Source organism: Enterococcus casseliflavus NBRC 100478, from assembly GCF_001544095.1.
Lineage (GTDB): Bacteria > Bacillota > Bacilli > Lactobacillales > Enterococcaceae > Enterococcus_D > Enterococcus_D casseliflavus.
The window spans coordinates 364,864-388,137 of record NZ_BCPT01000001.1 but is presented as its reverse complement, the minus strand read 5'-3'; the positions used below and the strand labels follow the sequence as shown (position 1 = coordinate 388,137).

The window sequence follows — 23,274 nt, the reverse complement described above, 5'->3', positions numbered from 1 at the left end:
TTCAATTTTTACTACAACCTCAGTATAGAAAAGAAAGATAGCGGTTACAATAAAGCGAGGAAGCATAGGAACGTAGAAGCAAACAAAGAGAAGAAGTTGCAACTGCGGGGAATTTTCCCATAAAAAAACAAACCTGCGAAAAACAGGTTTGTTTGCTACGTACGTGTATTTAAATTTCGACGTTGCCATAACGATTGGCAAGGGCGGTGCGGATCAAGCGCTCTGCCAGATGCTCATTTCTTGCGAGGAGCGGTCCGTGGAAGTAAGAGCCGAACACATTGCGGTAAACTACGCCTTCCGTTTGGTCTTCGCCATTGTTTCCTTGTCCTTGGATGACTTTCCCCAATGGTTTTTCCCCTTTACCTAAGAAAGTACGGCCATTATGGTTTTCAAAGCCATAATAGGTCTCATCGAATTCTTCATTGTGGATCACGATGTCACCGATGAACCGGTTGTTTTCTTGGCTTAAGGTGTAATGATCCAAGGCACCGATCCCATTGATTTTTTCGCCGTTGGCACCGATGTAGTAATGACCCAGTAATTGATAGCCGCCGCAGATCGCCAGCATGACGCCATCATTTTCGATATAGCTGGTCAGGGCTTCTTTTTTTGATTGGATATCTTGTGAAACGATCACTTGTTCAAAATCTTGCCCGCCACCGAAGAAGACGAGATCATATTTTTCAGGATCGAAGGGCTCGTGAATGCTGACGACTTCTGCGTTGAAGGTCACGCCTAGTTTTTCGGCCACGTAGCGCAGCATCAAGAGATTGCCGTTGTCGCCATAAGTATTCAAAAGATTTCCATACAAGTGGGCAACATTCAGTTGATACTTAGTCACGACTCATTCCTCCTTTGATATAGCCTTTTTCCGCAAGCTTTTTGCGTAGCTGCAAGACTGCAGTGTAAGTCGCTAAAATATAGACTTTTTCTGTTGGTAAGTCTGAGATTTGCTTGATGACGTCATCAAGTTCAGGGGTTTCAATGATTTTTTCTTCAGGGATCCCCGCAACTTTTAGCCGCAACGCCATATCTTTGTGACGATCACCACCAGCGATCACTTGAGGAATCCCCATATCGGCAAACGCTTCATGGTCGCCATCCCAAATCCAGCTGACGTCGATCCCATCTGCGTAGTTGGCATTCAACAAGCTGACTAGCGAGAAAGGATAGGGCGACAGGCCGATCATATCGATGACTTGGTTCAAACCAACAGGGTTTTTAACTAAGACTAACGTACATTCTTTGTCCCCGATGCGGATCACTTCTTGGCGACCAAAGACTTTTTCGTCATAGGCCAAACCAGATTTGATTTTTGCAGGTGCTACGCCATAATATTCCGCAACCGCAGTTGCCGCCAGCGCATTGTAGACATTGTACATCCCGCCGACTTCGATGCGATAGTCATTGCCATCGATCACAAAATCAGCAGAGGTGTTGTCCATTGCGGTCATTTCCGTCAGTTTATAATCCAATTCTGGTCGATGGAAGCCGCAATTTGGGCAGTAGTATTTTCCAAGATTGGCATAGGTGATCATTTTATAATGTAAAATGTGATGACACTCAGGACACAACACGCCATCCGTATTGTAATGGGCCATCTGCTCTTCATCTGGCAAATGATCAAATCCATAGTATTTCCGCGGATTGACAGTTGCTACCGAATTGAACAGTGGCGAATCCCCATTGCAGAGGATCGTAGCTTCTGGTGAGTTTGCGGCACCTTCAACGATCATTTTATAGGTCGTATAGATCTCGCCATAACGGTCCATTTGATCGCGGAAAATATTGGTGAAAACGAACAATTCCGGTTTGATGTACTTCGTTACTTTGCTGAGACTGGCTTCATCGATTTCTAAAACCGCAAATTTTTTGCCTTTTTTAGGGCGTGCCGATAGAAAGGTTGAAACGATTCCTTGGACCATATTGGCGCCGGTGGGGTTCGTCAATACTTCATCAAATTCTTGGCGCAAAATATTGACAGTCAAGGCAGTCGTCAATGTTTTGCCGTTGGTGCCTGTGATCACGACGACTTGGTAATCTTTCGCCAAATGATCTAATATATGTGGATCAACTTTTAATGCTAATTTACCAGGCAGGCTTGAGCCGCCTTTGAAAAAGTTCTTTAATACCCATTGAGAGGTCTTACCGACTGAAACAGCCAGATGACTTCGTATTCCCATAATGTAACCCTCCATTAGAGCGAATGCTTTCATTGTGCAAATTCAATTTATCATACCATATACCAAGAAAAAGGTTAAATTGCTTTTGCGATTCTTTAAATTTCTGCAAAGACCATTCTGATAAATAGCTCTTTTACTTGCGATGATCAAAGGCTTGAAAAGCAAAACAGCAAACCTGGCAGAAGGTTTGCTGTTGCTTTAACCGATAATGATTTTTTCCGTTGGGTACTCGTAGCCTAAGTCACGTGTTTCTTTTGGTACGAATAACATCAAGGTGTACAGCATACCGACACGGCCGATAAACATCAAAAGAGCAATCACGAGTTTGCCGATGGTTGATAAATCGCCCGTGATTCCTAAAGAAAGCCCTGTGGTTCCAAAGGCCGAGGAAACTTCAACAATGATGGCGATCAAAGGGATATCCTCGATGGCGGTCAAGAATAAGACACAAAAGAAGCACATGCCCATCGAAAGCATGAAGACTACCACTGATTTGCGGACGTCATCTTGATCGATCCGGCGACCGAAGATATTGATATTGTCCTCACTTTTCAAGAAGGCATAGAGGTACAGCCCAATGATGGCAATGGTCGTCGTCCGAATCCCGCCACCAACAGAGCTGGGACTACAACCAATAAACATCAGCAAGGAGAAAACGATCAACGTCGTGGTTTGAAAGTTGCCTAAGTCATGGATCTGTAGGCCAGCATTCCGCGTTGTCATGGAATAAAACATGCTGTTCATCCACATACCGCTAAAGCTGTAATCTTTGAACAAATAATCTTTCTCAAGGAAAAAGATCGCTAATGTACCGCCGACAAAGAGGATCACAAAAGCCAAAACAGCAATTTTTGTGAATAAAGAAAAGCGAAACGGCAAGCGGCGGCGTTGTTTTTTCATTTTAAAAAGGACCCATTCCCGAAAGTCCATAATTACTGGAAATCCGATCCCCCCGATAAAAATCAAAATCATGATACACGTCAGGAAGAAATAATCATGGGAAAACGGCAAGATGGAATTGCCCGTCACGTCAAACCCTGAGTTGGTCACAGCAGAAATCGCTTGATAAAACCCATAAAAGATCGCGTCTCGCCAATTGTCATAATAGCCGTAAAGATGAAAATAAACAGCGAAGATCGTACCTGCTACCAACTGACAAACTAAAATGATGGTAAACGTCGTTCGGATCATCCGAACGATCCCGCTAAGCTTAGGCTGATTCATATCCGTCATGATCAACTGGCGCTGCTTTAAACTGATTTTGCGCCGTGAGACGATCGCAAAAAAGGTCGAGATCATCATGATCCCTAAACCGCCGACTTGAAAGAGGACTTCCAACAAGATGACCCCGTGGTCGTTAAACACATCATTGATCGGAAAAGTAGTCAGCCCAGTGACACTGACCGTGCTGACCGCCATAAAGAACAGATCGATAAACGCGACATGAGAGCCGGGTTCTCGAAAGAAGGGGAGTGAAAAAAGGCCCAAAGAGACCACTGTCATCACGATATAATAAAAAACAATCACTTGGATTGAAGACACATTCTGGGAAATAAACGTCTTGCTCCTGCGCTGCGTCAAGCGGGCAAAGCGGGTAAAGTTCATTACAAAAAACCCCTCACTAAATAAACTATCCCCAGTATACCAAAGAACCAAGTAGATTTGAAAGAAAGCAGGATAGAATTCATGAGCAGCAGAAATTGTGCAAGGAAAAGCTTTTGGAAAGTGTCGTTGGGTTAGAGGACACGATCAGGCTGTGGTTCTTGCGGCAGCTTGATTGCTTAAGAAACTTAAAAACTCGAAGCAAATCAGTAAGGATTTCACGATTTCAGAAGAAAACGCTGGCAATTTATGAGAAGATAAAAGAAGTAAAAGATAGCAGCGACGATTCGCACGGAACAATAGCGAGAAAGCGGACAAAAAAGCGCATCAAATTTTTTGAAAATCGAGACGGAAATGGGGAGTATCATGAAAGACGTAAAAATTATTTTTTTCGATGTTGATGGCACACTAATCGATATGAGCAAAAAGCAAATCTCTGAAAGAATGTTAGCCACATTAAAAGCCTTGAAGAAGCAAGGGATCCTGTTGTGCATTGCAACTGGCAGAAGTCCCATCGCGTTGCCGCAATTTGAAGGCGTGACCTTCGATGCGTTTTTGACCTTTAACGGATCGTATTGTTTTAATCAAGCCGAGGGGATCCACCAAAACCCCATTCCTAAAAAAGATGTTCAGCAAATCATTGAAAATGCCACGGCCCTCAAGCGTCCAGTAGCGATCGCAACGAAGGATCGAACGGTTGCTAATGGCAAAGATGCTGATTTAGTTGAGTATTTTTCCTTTGCCCACCAAGAAGTGATCGTGGCAAAAGATTTTGATGAGGTGATCCAGCAGCAAGACATTTTCCAAGTGATGCTTGGCTCAGGGAAAGAAGACTACGCCAAAGTGATGGCAAATACCACGGAGGCGAAAATCACTGCCTGGTGGGATCGCGCAGTCGATATTATTCCAGCCAGCAGTGGGAAAGGAAGCGGCATTGCCAAAATGCTGGCTTACTATGGCTTGGATAAGTCTGAAGCCATTGCCTTTGGCGATGGCAACAATGACATTGAGATGCTGGAGGCAGTCGGCTGGGGTCTCGCAATGGCCAATGCTTCGGATGAGTTAAAAGCAATCGCCGATGAATTGATCGGTCACGTAGCCGAGGAAGGCATTTATCATTACTGCTTAGAAAACGGGTTGCTGGGTGAAGTCGTGCAGTGATGGGCAATGCGCCAGTTGCTGTCGACCGCTAAGAATATGCGCAGCCAGGATCGCTACTGCGTGTCTGTTTGATCAAATAAAAAAACTGTTTCCGAAATGTATTAGGGAAACAGTTTTTTTGATATAAAGTTGTTTAGCAATGTGTACGGTTTACAGCGCCTCCACCGCTTCAATCGCCTGATAGACTTTTTCGGGTGTGATCGCAGGATCGATCAAAATAAAGGTTTCTTCTTCTTTGACAGCATAGGTCAGAACCGAGGCGAAGTAATCCCGATCAAGGCGTGTCACGTGGAGATCCTTCAGCTTCATCGGCAAGTGCAAAGCTTCGTAAAATGGCCGTAATTCTTCAATCACATCAAAATCATTGGTATAGGCAAGCTGGACCCAAATGCAGTAGGCGACTTTGTTGCCGTGCAAGACGCTATGGGTCTCACTCAAATAAGACAAGCCGTCATGCAGCGCATGCGCACCAGACGTGCGGCCAAATTCGACTGCAAAACCACCAACCTCGCCTGCCAAAGCAATGATCGCATCGGTGATGCGGGCAAAGGCGGGGGTCAGCTGCCCGACTTCTAGGTCTTTGACAGCTTGGATCGCATCGGCAATCAACAAGTTTTTGATCAAAAGAGCGCTTTGGAAACCTAGCCGTACTAAGGCAGTCTTGTCGTCTTCTGCCATGTTGCGGACGATGGCTTCCATTTCATAATATTTAGCTAACGTATCAGCGATCCCAGCGATAAAGTAATCAACGGGTGTGGCTAGTAAAAAACGGGTGTCGACGATCGTCATGTAGGCACCTTTTTTGGCATAGTCGATTTTACAAATCGTATGATCGGGGTAATAGGCGACGATCACCGGGGTAAAGGGTGCACAGTTAGAAACCAATGTAGGGATCACGATCAATTCTGCGCCAAGGGTTTGGGCGGTGATTTTTGCTGTATCAGCGACTTTGCCGCCGCCGATTGCCACTACGGCATCCGCTTGCTGGATCGCTTCAGCTAAGGCTTGCGCATTTTCAAAACTCGATGATCCATCGTAGCGGTAGATCGGGTAGTCAAATGAATGGGGGTAATAGGCTGAAAACACATCGAATGACTGCTCCCCAGTGATCACGGCAACTTCTTGGAACTCACTTAAATACTCTGGCAAATCAGCTAAGACCCCATCGCCAGTAATATACCGATTAGGACCTGGACGGACTTCATTGGCTAACATCAAACAAACACTCCTTTATAATCGTCAGAATTTTCTAATCAGTGTATCGCGAAAATGCCCTGACTGTCAATTTCCTTTTGGCAAAAGAAACAGAAAACAGCCGATCTGCCTTGAGAGCAAATCGGCTGTTAATGATGAATCGGGAGGCATGCTCCAAAAATGTTAGGCCCAGTTTTGGCGAATAAAGCCAGCTCGACCGGAGCCTTCGCTATAAGCATTGTAATGGGCTGCATTTTTCTTGTAAAAATCTTGATGGTAGTCTTCTGCAGGATAAAAAGGTTCTGCTGGTTCGATCTTCGTTACGATCGGAAGGTCAAAGCGGCCGCTAGCTTGCAACTGCGCCTTTGATTTTTCCGCAATCGCTTTTTGTTCTTCACTATTGTAAAAAATTACTGGACGATAGGAATCACCACGGTCAGCAAACTGACCAAACGCATCCGTGGGGTCTGTCTGCTGCCAATAGATGGCAACCAATTCTTCATAAGAGATGACCTCAGGATCAAAGGTGATCTCAACTGCTTCGGTGTGACCGGTGGTTCCTGTCGTTACTTGTTGGTAGGTTGGGTTAGGCACATGGCCGCCAGTAAAGCCAGAAACCACTTTGAGGATGCCTGGCTGCGAGTCAAAAGGTTTCACCATGCACCAAAAACAACCGCCAGCAAAAATTGCCGTATCTTTCATAGGTATTCCTCCTTTGCTTCTATGGTATGCTTCTAGTAGAGAAAAACAAGAGATATGCTTAAAAAACAGGGCAATGAAGAAAGGAAGTTTGCATGGAAAGTATTTTGATTTTACTTCGAGGTAATTCTGGCAGCGGCAAAACCACTATTGCCAGAGCTGTTCAACACGTTTTTGGGGAAGAGGCAGTGCTGATTTCACAAGATGTTTTTCGGCGAGAAATTTTTTGTGTCAAAGATACCCCTAATAATTTAGCCAGCGGTTTGATGAAAGAAGCTGTCCTATATGCGAAGGGGAAAGTGCCGATGATACTTGTTGAGGGGATTTATTCTCGTGAAAAATACCAAGACTTTCTCGACTTTCTAATGAAACTCTTTCCCCAAAAAAAGCTAGTTTATTATTTTGATCTTTCTTTCGAGGAAACGGTCAAAAGACATCAGACCCGAATGCAGAGAGACCATTTTTCCGAGGAGAACATGCGTGAATGGTGGCTTGAGCGTGACTTGCTTTTCCCGCAGGAGTCCTTAAAGGAAAGGCTGATTAAAGAAGGGCAAACGATAGCAGAAACGGTCAATCAGATCATGGCTGACTATGAAGAAATAAGAAGGCGGGATTGACTGTGGCGCTAGTCATTGAACAAGGAAACGAGCAAGAATTGGCTGCTTTAGAATCAGCGTTAACAGCGTATACAAAGCACCAAAAACCATTTACGCAAACAGAAACCTATCAGAGCTTCAGTTGTGTAATCAAAAAAGAGGGGATGGTTATTGCTGGTGGCATTGGCTATGCCTCGATGTATCACATCGGTTATCTTGACATCCTGTGGGTCAAAGCATCCGAGCGGGGGAAAGGGTATGGTAAGCAGATTCTTACTGCTTTTGAACAGCAGTTGAAAGCATTAGCTGTGAAAATTGTCAGACGGCAACCTTTGATTTTCAAGCGCCTGATTTTTATCAGCGATTGGGCTATGATGAAATTGGGAGAATCGCCCATACGCAAAATCAGCTAACAGAAATTTTTCTAGTAAAGAAATTACATGATTGATTCCAAATTGATTCTCAAATAAACCTTTGAACAAGGAAAAACCAATGAAAGAGAGGCACAACCAATGTTAGATAAATCAATTCTATATGCAGAAATCTGGATGAAGCGAGCACACAAAAGCACACCGATCCAGCCCATTCAATCCGATAACTATTCGCTACGCAGCTACCAAGCAGGAGACGAAAGGCACTGGGCACGGATTGAAACATCCGTCGGAGAGTTTGACAATGAGGCAGAGGCATTGGCGTATTTTGAAAAGGAATTTATGCCCGAGCAAGCACAGCTAGGCCAACGAATGTTTTTTGCCCTTGATCAATCAGGTACACCGGTCGGTACGGCTACCGCTTGGAAAAAAGCCAAGCAAGACGGCACACCGGTTCCACTAGTCCATTGGGTAGCAGTAATGCCGCAAGCTCAACGTCAAGGAATCGCTCGCGGCTTGGTCACGCAAGTCGTTTCTGTCTTGGAGGCAGCCAACGAGCCGATGTATCTTCATACGCAAACCTGGAGCCATGTAGCAATCACGCTGTATCAGCAGCTCGGATTTGTGATCATTGCAACGGATATCAATGGGAATGAAAATCCAGAATATCCGCTGGCTTGTCGAGTATTGGCAGAAGTTGCTCAAAAAGCCAGAAACGAGTAAGAGATGGCGGCGGCAAAAAATCCGTTAATTTTTCGTAAAACTCTTGCGTAAAAGGCGGCAGGTGTCGAATTTAAGTCTGTAAAAATTCTCCTTTTTCAAGTATAATACCAAAGGAGTATGAGGAAGGATGGGCGAGATGGCACAGCTTTTTTTTAAATATGGCGCAATGAATAGTGGGAAAACGATCGAGATACTGAAAGTTGCTCACAACTATGAAGAACAAGACAAACCAGTCGTGATCATGACAAGTGGATTGGACACCAGAAGCGGCGTGGGAAATGTTTCGAGTCGCATCGGCTTAGAACGAGACGCGATCCCGATTTTTGATGAAACGGATCTGTTCCATTTGATCAAAGACCTCGGTTACAAACCTTATTGTATTTTGATCGACGAAGCACAGTTCCTAAAGAAGCATCACGTGTTGGCTTTCACCAAAATCGTGGACGAGCTAGGTATCCCTGTGATGGCCTTTGGTTTGAAAAATGATTTCCGCAATGAATTATTTGAAGGCTCAAAATACTTGCTGCTTTACGCAGATAAAATCGAAGAGATGAAAACCATCTGCTGGTTCTGTCATAAAAAAGCAACCATGAACTTGCACTATATCGACGGAAAACCCGTTTACGAGGGCGATCAAGTACAAATCGGCGGCAATGAAGCGTATTATCCAGTTTGCCGCAAGCATTACTTTCACCCGGGAATGAAAAAAGAAGGAGAATAATCAATGTACGATCAGTTACAAGCAATCGAAGACCGTTACGAAGAATTAGGCGAATTACTAAGTGATCCAGCCGTGATCTCTGACACCAAACGCTTCATGCAGCTTTCAAAAGAAGAAGCCAATACACGGGAAACGGTGGAAGTCTACCGCCGTTACAAAGAAGTCGTTGAAGGAATCAAGGACACTGAAGAAATGCTTGGGGAAAACCTAGATGCAGAAATGGCTGAGATGGCCAAAGAAGAACTCTCTGACTTGAAAAAAGAAAAAGACGTTTTAGAAGAACGCATCAAAATCTTGTTATTGCCAAAAGACCCGAATGATGACAAAAACATCATCATGGAGATCCGTGGTGCAGCAGGCGGCGATGAAGCAGCCTTATTTGCTGGCGATCTTTTCAATATGTATCAAAAATATGCGGAAAACCAAGGCTGGAAAGTCGAAGTCATGGATGCCAACGTCACTGGGATCGGCGGCTACAAAGAAGTCATCATGATGATCACTGGCGACAACGTCTTTTCAAAATTGAAATATGAGAGTGGCGCCCACCGAGTGCAAAGGGTACCGTCTACCGAATCACAAGGCCGAATCCATACGTCTACGGCAACGGTCGTGGTTATGCCTGAAGCTGAAGAAGTCGAAATCGATATCGCAGACAAAGATATTCGGACCGATATTTACCATGCCTCTGGTGCTGGTGGTCAGCACGTCAACAAAACAGCTTCTGCTGTTCGTCTGACTCACTTGCCAACAGGGATCGCTGTTGCGATGCAAGATGAGCGTTCACAGCTGAAAAACCGTGAGAAAGCGATGAAAGTCTTGCGAGCACGGGTCTATGACCAAATGCAGCAAGAAGCACAAAGCGAATACGACGCAAACCGTAAATCAGCAGTGGGTACCGGCGATCGTTCTGAACGGATTCGCACCTATAACTTCCCGCAAAACCGCGTAACAGATCACCGTATCGGGTTGACTATTCAAAAATTGGATCAAATTTTAGCTGGAAAACTCGATGAAATTGTTGATGCACTGATCGTTTACGATCAAACATCAAAATTAGATGAGATGCAAAATGGCTAAAACCTATCGAGAAGTCCTTTCACGGGCTTCTTCTTTTTTAGAAACGAAAGGGCTGGACGGGTATGCGATCCAATACCTGTTTTTACAGCGAAAAAACTGGCAGCAACTCGATTGGCTGCTGCAGATGGACCAACCCATCTTAAGGGAAGATGAGGCACAGATCGCAGCAGATCTTGAACAGCTGTTGCAGCATGAACCACCGCAATATTTATTAGGGTATGAAGAATTTTATGGGCATCGCTTAAAAGTGACCCCTGCAACCTTGATCCCGCGTCCAGAAACCGAAGAGCTGGTGGAAAAGTGTTTGGCAAAATTACCAGCAGATCAGCCGCTGCGAGTCGTAGATATCGGCACAGGTACTGGAGCGATCGCCATTGCCTTAAAATTGGCACGTCCGCAGTGGGCCGTAAGTGCCGTGGATCTTTCAGCAGAGGCATTAGCCGTTGCTAAAGAAAATGCGGCAGCCTTAGGCGCGGAGATTCGCTTTTTCCAAGGAGATACCTTAGAACCCGTGGCAGATCAGCAATGGGATCTGATCGTTTCCAACCCGCCGTATATCAGCGCTGAAGAGTGGCCGCTGATGGATATCAGCGTAAGAGAAAAAGAGCCTAAAATGGCGCTTTTTGCACAAGAACAAGGATTGGCGATCTATAAGCAATTGGCACAGCAAGCACCGAATTGTTTGGCGCCTAACGGGCAAATGGCGCTAGAAATCGGCTTTCAGCAAGGATTAGCTGTTCAACAGCTTTTTGCAGCCGCTTTTCCCAACAAAGAAGTCACTGTAGTAAAAGATCTTGCGGGTCAAGACCGGATGGTGTTCGTCAGTCATCCACAAGATGTGGATAAATAAATTTTTTTTGCTACAGAAAAATTGCAAAAACCTTATGAAATGAACGACTTCTAAATAAACCGAGTTATAAACAGGGTTATCCACACTTGACAAACGACTTATCCACAAAATGTGGAAAAGAAACGAGAAAATGTTGATAAGTGTGGAAACTTCTCAAAAAAGGATGTGGATAAATTGTGGAAACAAAAATTTTTGATCAAACACAGTTGAACGAAGCAGCAGCTATTTTAGCTGAGGGGGGATTGGTGGCGTTCCCGACGGAAACCGTCTATGGACTAGGGGCTAGCGCGCTTTTGCCCACGGCTGTTGCGCAAGTATATCAAGTCAAAGGGCGACCTAGTGACAACCCTTTGATCGTTCATATTGCCGAGCCAGAGCAGTTGGAACCGTTTGTGGATAACAAGCATCCTTTTGCTGATAAATTGATGGAAACTTTCTGGCCTGGGCCCTTAACCTTGATCTTTTCGATCAAAAAAGACAGTTTACCTAGCATTGTTACTGGCGGCTTATCCACAGCGGCTTTTCGGATGCCAAACAACACCAAGACGTTAGCGTTGATCAAACAAGCCCAACAGCCATTGGTTGGCCCTAGCGCTAATACTTCTGGTAAACCAAGCCCAACATCAGCTGCGCATGTTCAGCATGATCTGGCAGGCAAAATCGCTGGCATCTTGGATGATGGGGTGACGCAGATCGGTGTCGAATCAACGGTCTTAGATTTGAGTGACCCAACGGCGCCGCCGATCATCTTACGTCCTGGTGCGATCTCTAAAGAACAGCTTGAAGCAGTTTTACAAACAAAAGTCCTCGTCGATCAGCACTTAGTAACAGAAAGTGAAGCACCCAAAGCGCCGGGCATGAAATACAAGCACTATGCACCGAATACCAACGTCATGATGGTCAATGACCAAGATTGGCCGGCAGCCATGGCTTGGTCAAAAGAACAGCAGTTTAAGGTAGGGGTTTTAGCTGGACCAACGATCGCCGAGCAAGTCCGCTTTGAAGCTGCAGCCATCTATTTATTTTTTGATGACAGTGTGGAAGCCGCGACAAAAGGGCTGTTTGCTGGTTTACGGGCGTTAGATGAATCGATTGCTGAGTTAGATGTCTTATTTGCACCCACGTTTCCAGAAAGCGGCTTAGGGGTTGCTTATATGAATCGGTTGAAAAAAGCTGCAAATCAAAGTTTCTTTCAAGAAAATTAGCAAAAAACCAGAATTCATTATAGGTAGCTTATGAAGAAATGTGATACAATGCTACCATTAAGGTAAAGGGGTGTTGTAAGCATGGATTATCAAACGTTTGATCCCGAATTGTGGCAAGCGATCGAAAAAGAAACGAATCGTCAACAAAACAATTTGGAATTGATTGCGTCTGAAAATATCGTTTCAGAAGGTGTAATGGCTGCGCAAGGTAGTATTTTGACAAATAAATACGCTGAGGGTTATCCAGGTCGTCGTTACTATGGCGGTTGTGAATTTGTTGATGTGGTAGAAAACTTAGCAATTGAACGGGCGAAAAGTATTTTCGGTGCGGCATATGCCAATGTTCAACCGCATTCTGGTTCTCAAGCCAACACAGCAGCTTATTTAGCGTTGATCGAAACAGGCGATACAGTATTAGGGATGGATCTTTCCGCAGGCGGTCATTTGACTCATGGCTCACCAGTGAATTTCAGCGGCAAGACCTATAATTTTGTTAGTTATGGTGTTGATCCTGCAACAGAAGTCATCGACTACAATGTCGTTCGTATTTTGGCGCGTAAGCATCAACCGAAACTGATCGTTGCTGGTGCCAGTGCTTACTCACGTACAATCGATTTTGCGAAGTTCCGTGAAATCGCTGATGAAGTTGGCGCAAAATTGATGGTGGATATGGCGCATATCGCTGGTTTAGTAGCGGCTGGTCTTCATCCAAACCCAGTTCCTTATGCGGACATCACGACTTCTACGACCCATAAAACATTACGCGGCCCTCGAGGCGGCTTGATTTTAACAAATGATGAAGACTTAGCGAAAAAAATCAATAGTGCCGTTTTCCCTGGTATCCAAGGTGGCCCATTAGAGCACGTGATCGCAGCGAAAGCTGTTGCTTTTAAAGAAGCACAAGATGAGTCGTTCAAAGAGTACTCTGAGCAAGTCATCCGCAATGCACAAGCAATGGCGAAAGTCTTCAACCAAGCACCACAAGCCCGCTTGGTCTCTGGTGCAACAGACAATCACCTATTATTGATCGATGTGCGCGGCTTTGATTTGAACGGCAAAGAAGCAGAAGCTTTGCTGGATCAAGTCAATATCACCGTCAATAAAAACTCGATTCCTTTCGAATCATTAAGTCCTTTCAAAACGAGTGGAATTCGCGTGGGGACACCAGCGATCACTAGTCGTGGTTTTAAAGAAGAAGATTGTGTCGAAGTGGCGAAATTGATCGTCAAAGTTTTAGAAAAACCAAATGATGAAGCCGTTTTGGCAGAAGTCACGGCGCAAGTCAAAGAATTGACGGACAACTATCCACTTTATAAAAATAAATAAAAGGGGACTGTGACAGAAGTTAAGGTCAGACAAGACGTCTCAAGCGTTTTTCCTGCGCTACAGCTCTTTGATCACCGAAAGTGAAAAAGGGGCTAGAATGAACGCAGAGGCGCTTTTCATGCCGTCTTGTCTCCTTCCTTCTAACACAATCCTTTTTTTGAGGAAAAGCAGTATTGCCTGTGGCAGATGGTTGTAACAAGAGCCGATTTGCTTTAAAATAAGAGAAAAACCAAAGGAGATTTTTTTAAATGGGTAAATTTCAAGTAATCGATCACCCGCTGATCCAACACAAATTAACAATGATCCGCGACAAGAACTGTGGAACAAAGGTTTTCCGTGAAGTTGTTAATGAAATCGCAATGTTGATGGCGTATGAAGTGTCTCGCGACATGCCGCTTGAAGATCTAGTGATTGAAACACCAATTGAAGAATCAACACAAAAAACACTATCTGGTAAAAAGGTAGCGATCATTCCGATCCTGCGCGCAGGTCTAGGCATGGTTGATGGTATCCTTGAATTGATCCCAGCCGCAAAAGTTGGTCATATCGGGATGTACCGTGATGAAGAAACGCTAGAACCACACGAATACTTCGTAAAATTACCTGAAGACATCGATGAACGTCAATTATTTATCGTTGACCCAATGTTAGCTACGGGCGGTTCAGCGATCATGGCGATCGACGCACTGAAAAAACGCGGCGCTTCAAACATGAAATTCGTCTGCTTAGTTGCTGCACCAGAAGGCGTGAAAGCATTGCAAGATGCCCATCCAGATGTTGACATCTACACTGCAAATCTTGATGAACGCCTAAATGAACACGGCTATATCGTTCCTGGTTTGGGCGATGCCGGTGACCGTCTATTCGGTACAAAATAAATCAATACAAATAAGACAAAGGCAACTGAAGTTTTGCCTCGTCAATGATGCCATGGAAGAAGATCGACAGCCAAAACGGTTCGATCGGTTATCCATGGCTTTTTTTGAGCTTTTCATAAAGTCAGACAATGAAAAAAGGAGAAAATCAACTGATTTTCTCCTTGCATTAAACGGATTATAGTTTGGTTAACTGTTTGTAATTGATGATCAATACACCATTACTTTGCGAAACTAATTTCTGGTTTTCTGGGGTTTCGTTCAGCTCGACCACCGCAGAGTTTTTCAACTGCTTTGTGATGGTACCAGTTTGTTTCTTCCCATGGAACGTGAACATGACAGGAGTAGCGACCTCAAACGTTGAACCTTCTTGTGACGGGACAATTGTTGTTTCGAATTTACCAAATGTTGCCATGTAAAAACCTCCTTGATACTTCTATTATATCACAATTTTCGGAAAATTTCAGTAAGTAGATTTTTTTCAGCAGACCTCTTTACAAAACAACCGTTTTTGCATATAATTTTCTTTGTGCCATACAACGCCAGCTTAGCTCAGTTGGTAGAGCAACGCACTCGTAACGCGTAGGTCACAGGTTCGAATCCTGCAGCTGGCATAACCAAAACCATCACCTCATAGACAACCTATGACGTGGTGGTTTTTTGTTTTGTTTGAAAACAGAGAGTGTGTTTTTAACGAGAAAAATCAATCAAAAGTATATGGTTCTAAAAGATAGCCAGATATTATTATGACACAATGTTCTATGGCATTTATTTCATAATTTTTAAGAAGCAGAAAAACGAACTTCACTTCATTTTTAACCCTCTTTTCCCGAAAATCATTAAAGTTTCTAAATTTTTTGTGAATGCTCATGGACAATCCTTTCTTTTCTCCTCAATTATCACTATAATGGATAAAGATTCTACAGAAGAGAGTGTGGACATGGAAAATTCACGAATAAAAACGAACGATAATCGAATTGACTACGGTGTGATTCTACCCGTATTTTTATTATGTCTGATTGGTTTGGCGTCCCTGTATGTGGCGCTGACGCACGATCCAAATAATCCGAATATGCTGCGAATGTTAGGGTTTCAAGCTTTATGGTATGTGTTAGGCGTTGTTGCCGTGATCATTATCATGCAGATCAAATCAAAATGGCTTTGGAAATTGACGCCCTATATTTATGGAGCTGGGCTAGCCGTTATGTTGGCGCTGCTGAAATTTTACAACCGGACGATGGCTGCCTCGACAGGGTCGAAAAACTGGTTTAGTTTTGGTCCTTTTACCTTGCAGCCTTCAGAATTGATGAAGATCGCCTATATCATGATGTTGGCGTTAGTCGTCACGCAGCACAATGTCAAGCATCGGGAACGGGATCTGAAAACAGATGGGTTACTGATTGCAAAAATGTTAGCCGTCACGATCCCAGTCCTGATCCTGATCACCTTGCAAAACGACTTTGGTACGATGTTGGTCTTTCTGGCGATTTTCGGTGGGGTCTTCTTGATGTCAGGAATCTCATGGCGAATCATCGTGCCAGTGATTGCGGCGTTTGTGATTCTCGGCGGTGGAACGATTTTCTTAGTGACTACCGATGTTGGTCGCGAGTTTCTGTACAATACAGGAATCTTTAAAGAATACCAATTCGCCCGTATCGATTCGTGGCTAGATCCTTTTCATGATACCCAAGGGCAATCCTTCCAATTGGCGTATGCTCTGATGGCGATCGCTTCTGGCGGGATGTTCGGGAAAGGATTTAATGTCAGCGATGTGTATGTACCGGTCCGAGAATCCGATATGATTTTTTCGGTGATCGGTGAGAATTTTGGGTTTATTGGCAGCGCGTTTGTCATTTTATTGTATTTTATTTTGATCTATCGGATGATCCGCGTATGTTTCGATACCAACAATGAATTTTATGCCTACTTGGCAACTGGGATCATTATGATGATTCTCTTCCATGTGTTTGAAAACATTGGCGCAAACATCGGTCTCTTACCGTTGACGGGGATTCCACTGCCGTTTATCAGCCAAGGAGGATCTGCCCTATTAAGCAATATGATTGGGATCGGTTTGATTTTATCGATGCGCTATCAAGCTGAGACCGCACCAAAAACACTTTAAGGAGTTCACATGATTACATTTTATTGGTACCCAAAATGCAGTACATGCCGAAATGCGAAGCGTTGGTTAGAAGAGCACGAGATTCCCTTTGAAGCGATCGATATGGTAGCTACACCGCCGCAGCCGGAACAATTGCTGGCTTGGATCCAATCAAGCGAAGCACCGTTAACCCGTTTCTTTAACACAAGCGGCATGAAATACCGTGAATTGCAATTAAAAGAAAAAGTGCCGACCATGACTGCCCAAGACGCAGCCGATGTGCTGGCAACCGATGGTATGTTGATCAAGCGCCCACTGCTGGTTAGCGGCGACCGCTTTTTGATTAATGGATTTAAAGAAAATGAATATGAAGGAGTCTTACTAGAATCATGGAAAAGAAATGCTTAAGAAAAAAAGATAATTTGTGGGTTTTGTTTAACGGGAAAGAATATTGTGTCGGTTTAACAAAAGAAGCGCAAGAAGAACTTGGTGCGGTCACGTTTGCTTCGATTCAAAAAGCAGGAACTGCTTTAAAACAAGGAGAGACCCTTGTTGAGCTGGAAGCGGAAAAAGCAGTCAGTGAATTTCCAAGTCCATTGACGGGCGTGATTTCTTCCGTAAATGAAAAAATCGATCAATCCATTGATACCTTAAATGATGAAGACGAAATGAACGCTTGGCTGGTCAGCTTCAAAGAGGTTGACCCAAGTCAATTTGAAGCTTTGTAAGTCAAAGCTGTAAAAACGACTATTTTTTCAAAAAGAATTGACAGTCGGATAAGACGTTGCTATAATTTGCTCAATAAATGAATGCTTTGAAAAGAAGAGTACATGTTCTTAACGTACACAGAGAGCCCTGTTTGGTGCAAATGGGCAACGGAGAGAGGATGGAAGATGGTCTTTGAGCATGATAGGTGAGTGGAAACAAGCCTATCACGGGAGGCACCCGTTACAGTGCAGCAGTATGCGAAGCAATTCAAGTACTGAGCGAGGCTGTTGATGCGAATCGACAGTAAATCAAGGTGGTAACGCGGAAGTTGTGCTTTCGTCCTTTGTAACAGTATAATGTACAGAGGATGAAAGCTTTTTTTGTGTTTAACCAACCAAAGAGGAAAGATGGGAATAACATGGCATTAATCGAATTGTCGCATGTAAAAAAGTCATTCGGCAAAAAGCAAACGGCTGTTCACGCCGTCAATGATGTTTCACTGCAAGTGGAAAAAGGCGATATCTACGGAATCGTCGGTTACTCTGGTGCTGGGAAAAGTACATTAGTACGTTTGTTGAACGGCTTAGAATTGCCGACAGCAGGAGATGTAGTCATTAACGGTCAAAACATTTTGGCGTTGAAAAACAAAGAATTGAGAAACTTCCGCAAAAAAATCGGCATGATTTTTCAGCACTTTAATCTTTTATGGTCTCGAACGGTGGCGGAAAACATCGAATTGCCATTGGAGTTGGCTGGCGTTGAAAAAGCAAAACGCCGTCAACGAGCGCAAGAGCTGATTAAATTAGTTGGGTTGGAAGGACGGGAAAATGCCTATCCGGCACAATTGTCTGGCGGACAAAAGCAAAGAGTCGGGATTGCTCGTGCACTAGCGAATGAACCAGAAATTTTGCTGTGTGATGAAGCAACGAGTGCGTTAGATCCACAAACAACAGAAGAAGTGTTGGATCTCTTGCTTTCCATCAATAAAAAATTGCATTTGACGATCGTGCTGATTACCCATGAAATGAACGTCATTCGTAAAATCTGCAACAAGGTCGCGGTGATGGAGCATGGGCAGATCGTGGAAGAAGGGTCAGTACAATCGGTTTTCCGTAACCCACAGCAGGAAGTGACCAAACGTTTTGTTCAGCAAGATTTGGAGCCAGAAGAAGATGCTGAAGAATTACGGCAAGCCTTCTTACGAGAAAATCCGCAAGGGCATTTAGTGACCTTGACTTTTACACAAGACAACGCCAATGAACCAGTGATTTCACAAGCGATCCGTCGCTTCCAGATCGATGTCAATGTCGTTTACGGAAAGATCCAACAAACCAATGAAGGATCCTTTGGCGGCTTGACGGTTTTATTGACAGGTGAAGCAAGTGAGATCGAAAAAGCGATCGCCTTTTTCAAAGAGCAGCAAGTAGGCGTGGAGGTGATTGAACGTGGATAAGTCATTTGTAGAAACCTATTTTAATTTTGAAAAGGTCGACTGGGCCAATATGCAGCAAGCCACTCTGGACACTTTGTTTATGACTTTTTTCTCAATGGTTTTAGTGGTTGTGATCGGTTTGCTTCTAGGATTGGCGCTTTATTCACTAGGGCGTAAACAAACGGCGGGAGCCAACATTTTCTATAATGTGGTTTCCATCATCAGTAACGCCTTTCGCTCAACGCCATTCATGATTTTGATGGTCTTGATCATTCCGTTTACAACATTATTAGTCGGTTCGTTCCTAGGGGCAAAAGCAGCGATCCCAGCATTAGTTTTATCGGCTGCGCCGTTTTATGCTCGGATGGTGGAAATTGCTTTTCGTGAAGTCAATCCTGGTGTGATTGAAGCCGCCGAAGCGATGGGCGCCAGTTACTGGGAGATCATTTATAAGATCGTGATTCCAGAAAGTGTTCCGGCATTGATTTCAGGACTGACGGTCACAACGATCTCAATGATTGGTTATACCGCCATGGCAGGTGCGATTGGTGCCGGTGGGCTAGGCGCTTTGGCTTGGCAAGAAGGATTTCAACGTGGAAATTACACTGTTACGCTTGTTGCAACAGTGATTATTTTAATTATCGTTTTCATTATCCAAGGGGTCGGCGATTTCCTTGCGAAGGCCACCGATAAACGGTAAATGAAACGAAGAACAAAAAGTGGAAAATATGGGAGGAAATGGATATGAAAAAGATTTTTGGTATTGCAACAACCTTATTGTTAACTGCCGCTTTAGCTGCTTGTGGAACGGGCTCAAATTCAGGAAGCTCTGATTCATCTGCGGCTGAGGGAGAATCAACAAAATTAGTTATCGGTGCATCGGTTACGCCTCATGCGGAAATTTTAGAACAAGCCAAACCTTTACTAGCAGAAGAAGGCATTGATCTTGAAATCAAGACCTTCGATGATTATGTGTTGCCAAACAAAGCATTGGAAAATGGCGATATCGATGCCAATTACTTCCAACACATTCCTTACTTGAACAAACAAATCGCAGACAATGGCTATGACTTTGTTAATGCCGGTGCGATCCATATCGAGCCAATGGGTCTTTACTCAAAACGAATCTCTGATATTTCAGAACTAGAAGATGGTGCAACGGTTCTTACTTCCACTTCTGAATCTGACTGGGGTCGTATCCTAACGATTTTACAAGATGCTGACTTGATCACCTTAAAAGACGGCGTTGATACAGAAACGGCAACCTTTGATGATATTGCTGAAAATCCGAAAAACTTAGAATTTAAACATGACGTCGATCCATCTCTTTTGGCGACTGCTTATCAAAACGACGAAGCAGACCTAATTGCCATCAATGCGAACTTCGCATTCGGGATCGATTTGAACCCAGCGGATGATTCTGTTTTATTAGAAGCGGATAATTCTCCTTATGTCAACGTGATCGCTGTCCGCAGTGGTGACGAAGATAGCGACAAAATCAAGAAATTGATCGAAGTGCTTCATTCAGACGAAATCAAAGATTTTGTTGAAGAACAATGGCAAGGTTCAGTGAAAATCGTTGATGCTGACGCAAAATAATTCACTGATAGTAAAATGATTTTAAAAAGAGCGTACCGCTATTCAAGTGGGCGCTCTTTTTGTTGCGGAAAGGCAATGATGGGTTGGAAGAAAGAGACGTCTTGCCAAATGCATTCATAGAGTAAGGGCAACTCGGGATGCTTCTTTAAAAGTTTTTCGTAGTGGGGAAGCTGTGTCAAGAAAGCACGGACCAAGCGTTGTGAACGTTCAGATAAGCGAGGATTTAATGGCGGGTAGACAAATAAGTTGCCCTCCAATAATGCCCCCAGCAGATGGGCTTGGAAAATTTTCGGCAAAAGAACCTCTAACGGCTGCTCGATTGGATACTGCCTCAAAACTGGGGTGATGATTTGGCATAAGAGGCCAGATTCTTCTGCAGGTACATAGAAAGGCTCCAGTGTTAGAAGCTGTTTCCATAAAAACAAATAGCTGCGTTCACCGACTAAGTAGAAACTTGGAACAAAGTGTTTGGGAAAAACTTGTTGAGTAAACGTGATTGATGTGTTGGGATAAAAAGCAGTTTTCCGTAACTGATGGATTTGTGTCAGCTCCTGAAACGCTTGATTGGGGGAGATAAGCGCTGGGTTTGCTAAGAGGGTAAGGCGAAAAAGCACATAGCGCAATTGTCGTTCGTTGCCAGTGATTAAAGGATAACTGCGGCGATCGATAGCTAGTTGATAAGGTGCTAAAAAGTTAGAAAAGGATGAAAAGCGCCGATGCAAACTGGATGGGCTGAGATAATAGCGTTTGTAGAGATCTGCAAAGGAAATAGTCGGCATTTTTAACAAGAGCAAGAGTAGCTGATAATTTGCACTTTTATTGAATAATGCAGCAATCATTTCCATATGGGGGAGGGAGCAACTGGCTGATTGCTGCAAATGACGGTCTGCACGAATGTGCCCTTGTTGTACATCATAGTGGAAGAATGGGTCCTCGTTTAAATAGCTTGACAGCAGCCGACGGATCGTTTTGACAGAGATTTTTTGGGCGGCAGCAGCTTTATTCAAAGGCAGGGGATTTTCGGCTAAAAGTGTTGTGGAGAGTCGCAGCATTTGCATAATATCTTTTTCAAGGATATTTTTCAACATCATGCACCTCTTTCAGCTAAATTTTGCAACTGTCCTTATTATAAGGGAACTTCATTCGTTATTTTCACTCGCAAAAAATAGTCAATAAAACGTAATAAAAAACGATGTTTTTGTCGAGTATTTATTTGAAATTGCTGCTAGACAGAATTAAATGAAAGGAGGTATGCAAAAAAAAACCACCTTCTAAAATAAAAAGGGTGGTTTTTTATATAGGTGTCGTTATAAAAAGAGAATGGCGAATGGGCGTTAACGAGTCTCGCTAGGCAATAAAATCGTTTGCCGCTGCCCATCATCATACACATAGACTTTTTGGGGATACAGGTCGGAATACCGGTAAGGTAGATCAACACCAAGTTCGATTTGACTTTGTGCTTGAGAAAAAAGCAGTGTGACACGACCATGATTGTTTTGGACTTCAAAGGTGAGCAGATTTGTCAACGGAATAAACCCTTTTAAATCAAGATCGATGATCAACCAGATACTATCGATCAATTCGCTAGGTAGTGTTTGAACAATACCGCCAGAAGCGTAACGACTGCGGTGATCATCAAATGTTTCAAACATAATAAACCCCTCCTTCAAGTAGGCTTGCCATTAACATCAAATTTGTCTATTTATCATAATGAAGAACCGTCAAAAATGCAACTACTTCTGCTTTTCTTTTTGGTCAGCGACGCATTTTAACTATTTTCTTAAAAATTTGTTGGGTTGGCTGGACCAAGCTTTCCCAAAGACGTCTTTCAATGGGAAATAGTCAGTTGCAGCATACCAGCTCTTCGTAAGAATGAAAAGGACTCTTGAAGGGAAATCCCTTCAAGAGTCCTACATTTCTTAGAAGTGTCTGTTGATTGAAGACGTGGTCTTAAGAACGGTGTTCTATGATTACTCTTCGTCTTCACCGATAACTGCTGGTTCAGCAGCTTCGCCGGCTTCTTCATCTTCAGAGATTTCTTGTGGTTCAGTAACCGCAACGATTTGTTCTTCTGGATCGGTCACGATCGTGTACTCGTCGTTCTTAGGCAGATCAGCCACTGTTAATGAATCGCCGATCTCTAATGACGTCACATCGATCTCAACACGTTCAGGCAATTTGTCTGGTGTTGCTGATACAACGACTGTATACAAGTTTTGTGCTAGAACACCACCAGCTTTGACACCAGCAGATTCACCAATTAAGGTTACTTCTGCTTCTACTTCTGTTTCTTCATTCATATCGACAGATAGGAATTCAACGTGGGTTAAATTGCGTGTGAAGGTATCTGATTGATACTCTTTGATCAGTGTATTGACTTTTTTGCCTTCTAAACTGATCGTGATTACGGTATTCAATCCATTTTCACGCAAGATTTTTTCTAATTCTGCTGCATTGACAGCAATCGGTGTGCTTTCTACTTTGTACCCATTGACAATTGCAGGTACTTTTCCTTCGTGACGCAACTTGTTCCGTAAAGAACGTGGGCGAACTTCTCTTTTCGTAACTTCTAATGATACTGACATAACTCAATTCCTCCTAAAATTTTCTCGTTAGTAACGAGATTTTTTAAGCAAATTTTGTTAACTCTGCACATTAAGTGGTACGTGAGTGAAAACACGCAAAAGGGCAGTTGTGTACACAACTGCCCCAGAAAGTTTTGGTTCAACTTTTCTCCACCAGGTCATAACGCTGTGTATGAGAAACTATATTTACTTTACTCTTTAACCTTACGCAAAAAGACAAAGAAAGTCAAATCATTTGAAATCCTGGCAGTTTCCTTTCGCTA

25 protein-coding genes, 1 tRNA gene and 1 other annotated feature are annotated in these 23,274 nt (G+C 43.6%); of the genes, 17 read left to right on the top strand and 9 right to left on the bottom strand.

All coding sequences use genetic code 11. The features are described from left to right. Positions 1-169 precede the first annotated feature (169 nt). The 3 genes from ECA1_RS01765 to ECA1_RS01755 form a co-directional block, all read right to left on the bottom strand. A complete protein-coding gene (locus ECA1_RS01765) occupies positions 170-841 on the bottom strand; it encodes a type 1 glutamine amidotransferase (protein WP_005227859.1) in 672 nt (223 codons plus the stop codon). Continuing rightward, positions 834-2,183: a Mur ligase family protein gene (locus ECA1_RS01760; RefSeq protein WP_060791565.1), complete on the bottom strand. Its 1,350-nt coding sequence runs from the start codon at positions 2,181-2,183 to the stop codon at positions 834-836. Before ECA1_RS01760 ends, ECA1_RS01765 begins: the two co-directional genes overlap by 8 nt. 198 nt (positions 2,184-2,381) lie before the next feature. Then, the gene (locus ECA1_RS01755) at positions 2,382-3,839 is read right to left on the bottom strand and encodes a TrkH family potassium uptake protein (protein WP_228074059.1); all 1,458 of its coding nucleotides are present in this window, start codon (positions 3,837-3,839) and stop codon (positions 2,382-2,384) included. A 312-nt stretch (positions 3,840-4,151) separates the two neighbouring features. Here ECA1_RS01755 and ECA1_RS01750 point away from each other — a divergent pair, with 312 nt between their 5' ends. Next, on the top strand, positions 4,152-4,946 hold the full coding sequence (locus tag ECA1_RS01750) for an HAD family hydrolase (protein WP_325167341.1): 795 nt from the start codon (positions 4,152-4,154) through the stop codon (positions 4,944-4,946). Positions 4,947-5,096: 150 nt separating this feature from the next. Here the strand turns inward: ECA1_RS01750 and ECA1_RS01745 are convergent, their stop codons facing one another. Together ECA1_RS01745 and msrA are read right to left on the bottom strand one after the other, a co-directional pair. Next, positions 5,097-6,161 (bottom strand): iron-containing alcohol dehydrogenase family protein, encoded by a 1,065-nt coding sequence (locus tag ECA1_RS01745; protein WP_060791564.1) that lies wholly within the window; start codon positions 6,159-6,161, stop codon positions 5,097-5,099. Positions 6,162-6,323: 162 nt separating this feature from the next. Further along, positions 6,324-6,842 (bottom strand): peptide-methionine (S)-S-oxide reductase MsrA, encoded by a 519-nt coding sequence (gene msrA / locus ECA1_RS01740; protein WP_060791563.1) that lies wholly within the window; start codon positions 6,840-6,842, stop codon positions 6,324-6,326. A 92-nt stretch (positions 6,843-6,934) separates the two neighbouring features. Here msrA and ECA1_RS01735 point away from each other — a divergent pair, with 92 nt between their 5' ends. The 9 genes from ECA1_RS01735 (at position 6,935) to upp (ending at position 14,586) form a co-directional block, all read left to right on the top strand. Beyond that, positions 6,935-7,456, top strand: a complete 522-nt coding sequence (locus ECA1_RS01735) for an AAA family ATPase (protein ID WP_060791562.1) — start codon at positions 6,935-6,937, stop codon at positions 7,454-7,456. A 2-nt stretch (positions 7,457-7,458) separates the two neighbouring features. Next, a complete protein-coding gene (locus tag ECA1_RS01730; protein WP_231435895.1) occupies positions 7,459-7,848 on the top strand; it encodes a GNAT family N-acetyltransferase in 390 nt (129 codons plus the stop codon). A 99-nt stretch (positions 7,849-7,947) separates the two neighbouring features. Beyond that, on the top strand, positions 7,948-8,529 hold the full coding sequence (locus tag ECA1_RS01725) for a GNAT family N-acetyltransferase (protein ID WP_060791561.1): 582 nt from the start codon (positions 7,948-7,950) through the stop codon (positions 8,527-8,529). 136 nt (positions 8,530-8,665) lie between these two features. Beyond that, the gene (locus ECA1_RS01720; protein WP_005227882.1) at positions 8,666-9,250 is read left to right on the top strand and encodes a thymidine kinase; all 585 of its coding nucleotides are present in this window, start codon (positions 8,666-8,668) and stop codon (positions 9,248-9,250) included. A 3-nt stretch (positions 9,251-9,253) separates the two neighbouring features. Then, complete coding sequence (gene prfA, locus ECA1_RS01715; RefSeq protein WP_005227884.1) at positions 9,254-10,327, top strand: peptide chain release factor 1; 1,074 nt, start codon at positions 9,254-9,256, stop codon at positions 10,325-10,327. Continuing rightward, positions 10,320-11,177: a peptide chain release factor N(5)-glutamine methyltransferase gene (prmC, locus tag ECA1_RS01710; protein ID WP_060791560.1), complete on the top strand. Its 858-nt coding sequence runs from the start codon at positions 10,320-10,322 to the stop codon at positions 11,175-11,177. The genes prfA and prmC overlap by 8 nt, the downstream gene beginning before the upstream one ends. Before the next feature lie 176 nt (positions 11,178-11,353). After that, positions 11,354-12,382 (top strand): L-threonylcarbamoyladenylate synthase, encoded by a 1,029-nt coding sequence (locus ECA1_RS01705; RefSeq protein WP_060791559.1) that lies wholly within the window; start codon positions 11,354-11,356, stop codon positions 12,380-12,382. An 81-nt stretch (positions 12,383-12,463) separates the two neighbouring features. Beyond that, positions 12,464-13,708: a serine hydroxymethyltransferase gene (glyA, locus tag ECA1_RS01700; RefSeq protein WP_005227890.1), complete on the top strand. Its 1,245-nt coding sequence runs from the start codon at positions 12,464-12,466 to the stop codon at positions 13,706-13,708. 248 nt (positions 13,709-13,956) lie between these two features. Then, positions 13,957-14,586 carry a uracil phosphoribosyltransferase gene (upp, locus tag ECA1_RS01695; RefSeq protein WP_005227894.1) on the top strand — a complete coding sequence of 210 codons (630 nt, stop codon included), beginning with the start codon at positions 13,957-13,959 and terminating at the stop codon, positions 14,584-14,586. 175 nt (positions 14,587-14,761) lie between these two features. Here upp and ECA1_RS01690 read toward each other — a convergent pair whose 3' ends face one another. After that, positions 14,762-14,998 carry a hypothetical protein gene (locus tag ECA1_RS01690; protein WP_005227896.1) on the bottom strand — a complete coding sequence of 79 codons (237 nt, stop codon included), beginning with the start codon at positions 14,996-14,998 and terminating at the stop codon, positions 14,762-14,764. A 126-nt stretch (positions 14,999-15,124) separates the two neighbouring features. Between ECA1_RS01690 and ECA1_RS01685 the strand changes: the two genes are divergently transcribed. The 7 genes from ECA1_RS01685 to ECA1_RS01655 all read left to right on the top strand — a co-directional run bounded on the left by ECA1_RS01685 (position 15,125) and on the right by ECA1_RS01655 (position 20,426). Then, positions 15,125-15,197 (top strand) — tRNA-Thr (locus ECA1_RS01685). A gap of 326 nt (positions 15,198-15,523) precedes the next feature. Then, entirely contained in the window at positions 15,524-16,708 is a 1,185-nt protein-coding gene (locus ECA1_RS01680) for an FtsW/RodA/SpoVE family cell cycle protein (RefSeq protein WP_010749084.1), read from the top strand. Positions 16,709-16,717: 9 nt separating this feature from the next. Beyond that, positions 16,718-17,095, top strand: coding sequence for an arsenate reductase family protein (locus ECA1_RS01675; RefSeq protein WP_010749085.1), 378 nt, complete (start codon positions 16,718-16,720; stop codon positions 17,093-17,095). After that, positions 17,077-17,415, top strand: a complete 339-nt coding sequence (locus tag ECA1_RS01670) for a glycine cleavage system H family protein (RefSeq protein WP_010749086.1) — start codon at positions 17,077-17,079, stop codon at positions 17,413-17,415. Before ECA1_RS01675 ends, ECA1_RS01670 begins: the two co-directional genes overlap by 19 nt. 77 nt (positions 17,416-17,492) lie before the next feature. Then, positions 17,493-17,742, top strand: a binding site (T-box leader). Between the two features lie 71 nt (positions 17,743-17,813). Next, the gene (locus ECA1_RS01665) at positions 17,814-18,848 is read left to right on the top strand and encodes a methionine ABC transporter ATP-binding protein (RefSeq protein WP_005227918.1); all 1,035 of its coding nucleotides are present in this window, start codon (positions 17,814-17,816) and stop codon (positions 18,846-18,848) included. Beyond that, positions 18,841-19,527: a methionine ABC transporter permease gene (locus ECA1_RS01660; RefSeq protein ID WP_060791558.1), complete on the top strand. Its 687-nt coding sequence runs from the start codon at positions 18,841-18,843 to the stop codon at positions 19,525-19,527. The genes ECA1_RS01665 and ECA1_RS01660 overlap by 8 nt, the downstream gene beginning before the upstream one ends. 44 nt (positions 19,528-19,571) lie before the next feature. Beyond that, on the top strand, positions 19,572-20,426 hold the full coding sequence (locus ECA1_RS01655) for a MetQ/NlpA family ABC transporter substrate-binding protein (protein WP_010749087.1): 855 nt from the start codon (positions 19,572-19,574) through the stop codon (positions 20,424-20,426). Between the two features lie 38 nt (positions 20,427-20,464). On the opposite strand, the gene ECA1_RS01650 is transcribed toward ECA1_RS01655, so the two are convergent. The 3 genes from ECA1_RS01650 to ECA1_RS01640 all read right to left on the bottom strand — a co-directional run bounded on the left by ECA1_RS01650 (position 20,465) and on the right by ECA1_RS01640 (position 23,011). Continuing rightward, positions 20,465-21,517: a helix-turn-helix domain-containing protein gene (locus ECA1_RS01650; RefSeq protein WP_060791557.1), complete on the bottom strand. Its 1,053-nt coding sequence runs from the start codon at positions 21,515-21,517 to the stop codon at positions 20,465-20,467. Positions 21,518-21,760: 243 nt separating this feature from the next. Beyond that, on the bottom strand, positions 21,761-22,078 hold the full coding sequence (locus tag ECA1_RS01645; RefSeq protein ID WP_005233624.1) for a DUF960 domain-containing protein: 318 nt from the start codon (positions 22,076-22,078) through the stop codon (positions 21,761-21,763). Positions 22,079-22,396: 318 nt separating this feature from the next. Then, on the bottom strand, positions 22,397-23,011 hold the full coding sequence (locus ECA1_RS01640; protein WP_005227923.1) for a 50S ribosomal protein L25/general stress protein Ctc: 615 nt from the start codon (positions 23,009-23,011) through the stop codon (positions 22,397-22,399). Positions 23,012-23,274 lie beyond the last annotated feature (263 nt).

Excerpts from the sequence above, each read along its gene's own strand:
- prmC (WP_060791560.1), top strand. The coding sequence starts at position 10,320 with ATGGCTAAAACCTATCGAGAAGTCCTTTCACGGGCTTCTTCTTTTTTA.
- ECA1_RS01720 (WP_005227882.1), top strand. The coding sequence starts at position 8,666 with ATGGCACAGCTTTTTTTTAAATATGGCGCAATGAATAGTGGGAAAACG.
- ECA1_RS01725 (WP_060791561.1), top strand. The coding sequence starts at position 7,948 with ATGTTAGATAAATCAATTCTATATGCAGAAATCTGGATGAAGCGAGCA.
- ECA1_RS01670 (WP_010749086.1), top strand. The coding sequence starts at position 17,077 with ATGGAAAAGAAATGCTTAAGAAAAAAAGATAATTTGTGGGTTTTGTTT.
- ECA1_RS01640 (WP_005227923.1), bottom strand. The coding sequence starts at position 23,011 with ATGTCAGTATCATTAGAAGTTACGAAAAGAGAAGTTCGCCCACGTTCT.
- ECA1_RS01645 (WP_005233624.1), bottom strand. The coding sequence starts at position 22,078 with ATGTTTGAAACATTTGATGATCACCGCAGTCGTTACGCTTCTGGCGGT.
- glyA (WP_005227890.1), top strand. The coding sequence starts at position 12,464 with ATGGATTATCAAACGTTTGATCCCGAATTGTGGCAAGCGATCGAAAAA.
- ECA1_RS01650 (WP_060791557.1), bottom strand. The coding sequence starts at position 21,517 with ATGATGTTGAAAAATATCCTTGAAAAAGATATTATGCAAATGCTGCGA.
- ECA1_RS01680 (WP_010749084.1), top strand. The coding sequence starts at position 15,524 with ATGGAAAATTCACGAATAAAAACGAACGATAATCGAATTGACTACGGT.
- ECA1_RS01665 (WP_005227918.1), top strand. The coding sequence starts at position 17,814 with ATGGCATTAATCGAATTGTCGCATGTAAAAAAGTCATTCGGCAAAAAG.
- ECA1_RS01690 (WP_005227896.1), bottom strand. The coding sequence starts at position 14,998 with ATGGCAACATTTGGTAAATTCGAAACAACAATTGTCCCGTCACAAGAA.
- prfA (WP_005227884.1), top strand. The coding sequence starts at position 9,254 with ATGTACGATCAGTTACAAGCAATCGAAGACCGTTACGAAGAATTAGGC.
- ECA1_RS01745 (WP_060791564.1), bottom strand. The coding sequence starts at position 6,161 with ATGTTAGCCAATGAAGTCCGTCCAGGTCCTAATCGGTATATTACTGGC.
- ECA1_RS01655 (WP_010749087.1), top strand. The coding sequence starts at position 19,572 with ATGAAAAAGATTTTTGGTATTGCAACAACCTTATTGTTAACTGCCGCT.
- ECA1_RS01675 (WP_010749085.1), top strand. The coding sequence starts at position 16,718 with ATGATTACATTTTATTGGTACCCAAAATGCAGTACATGCCGAAATGCG.
- ECA1_RS01760 (WP_060791565.1), bottom strand. The coding sequence starts at position 2,183 with ATGGGAATACGAAGTCATCTGGCTGTTTCAGTCGGTAAGACCTCTCAA.
- ECA1_RS01735 (WP_060791562.1), top strand. The coding sequence starts at position 6,935 with ATGGAAAGTATTTTGATTTTACTTCGAGGTAATTCTGGCAGCGGCAAA.
- upp (WP_005227894.1), top strand. The coding sequence starts at position 13,957 with ATGGGTAAATTTCAAGTAATCGATCACCCGCTGATCCAACACAAATTA.
- msrA (WP_060791563.1), bottom strand. The coding sequence starts at position 6,842 with ATGAAAGATACGGCAATTTTTGCTGGCGGTTGTTTTTGGTGCATGGTG.
- ECA1_RS01750 (WP_325167341.1), top strand. The coding sequence starts at position 4,152 with ATGAAAGACGTAAAAATTATTTTTTTCGATGTTGATGGCACACTAATC.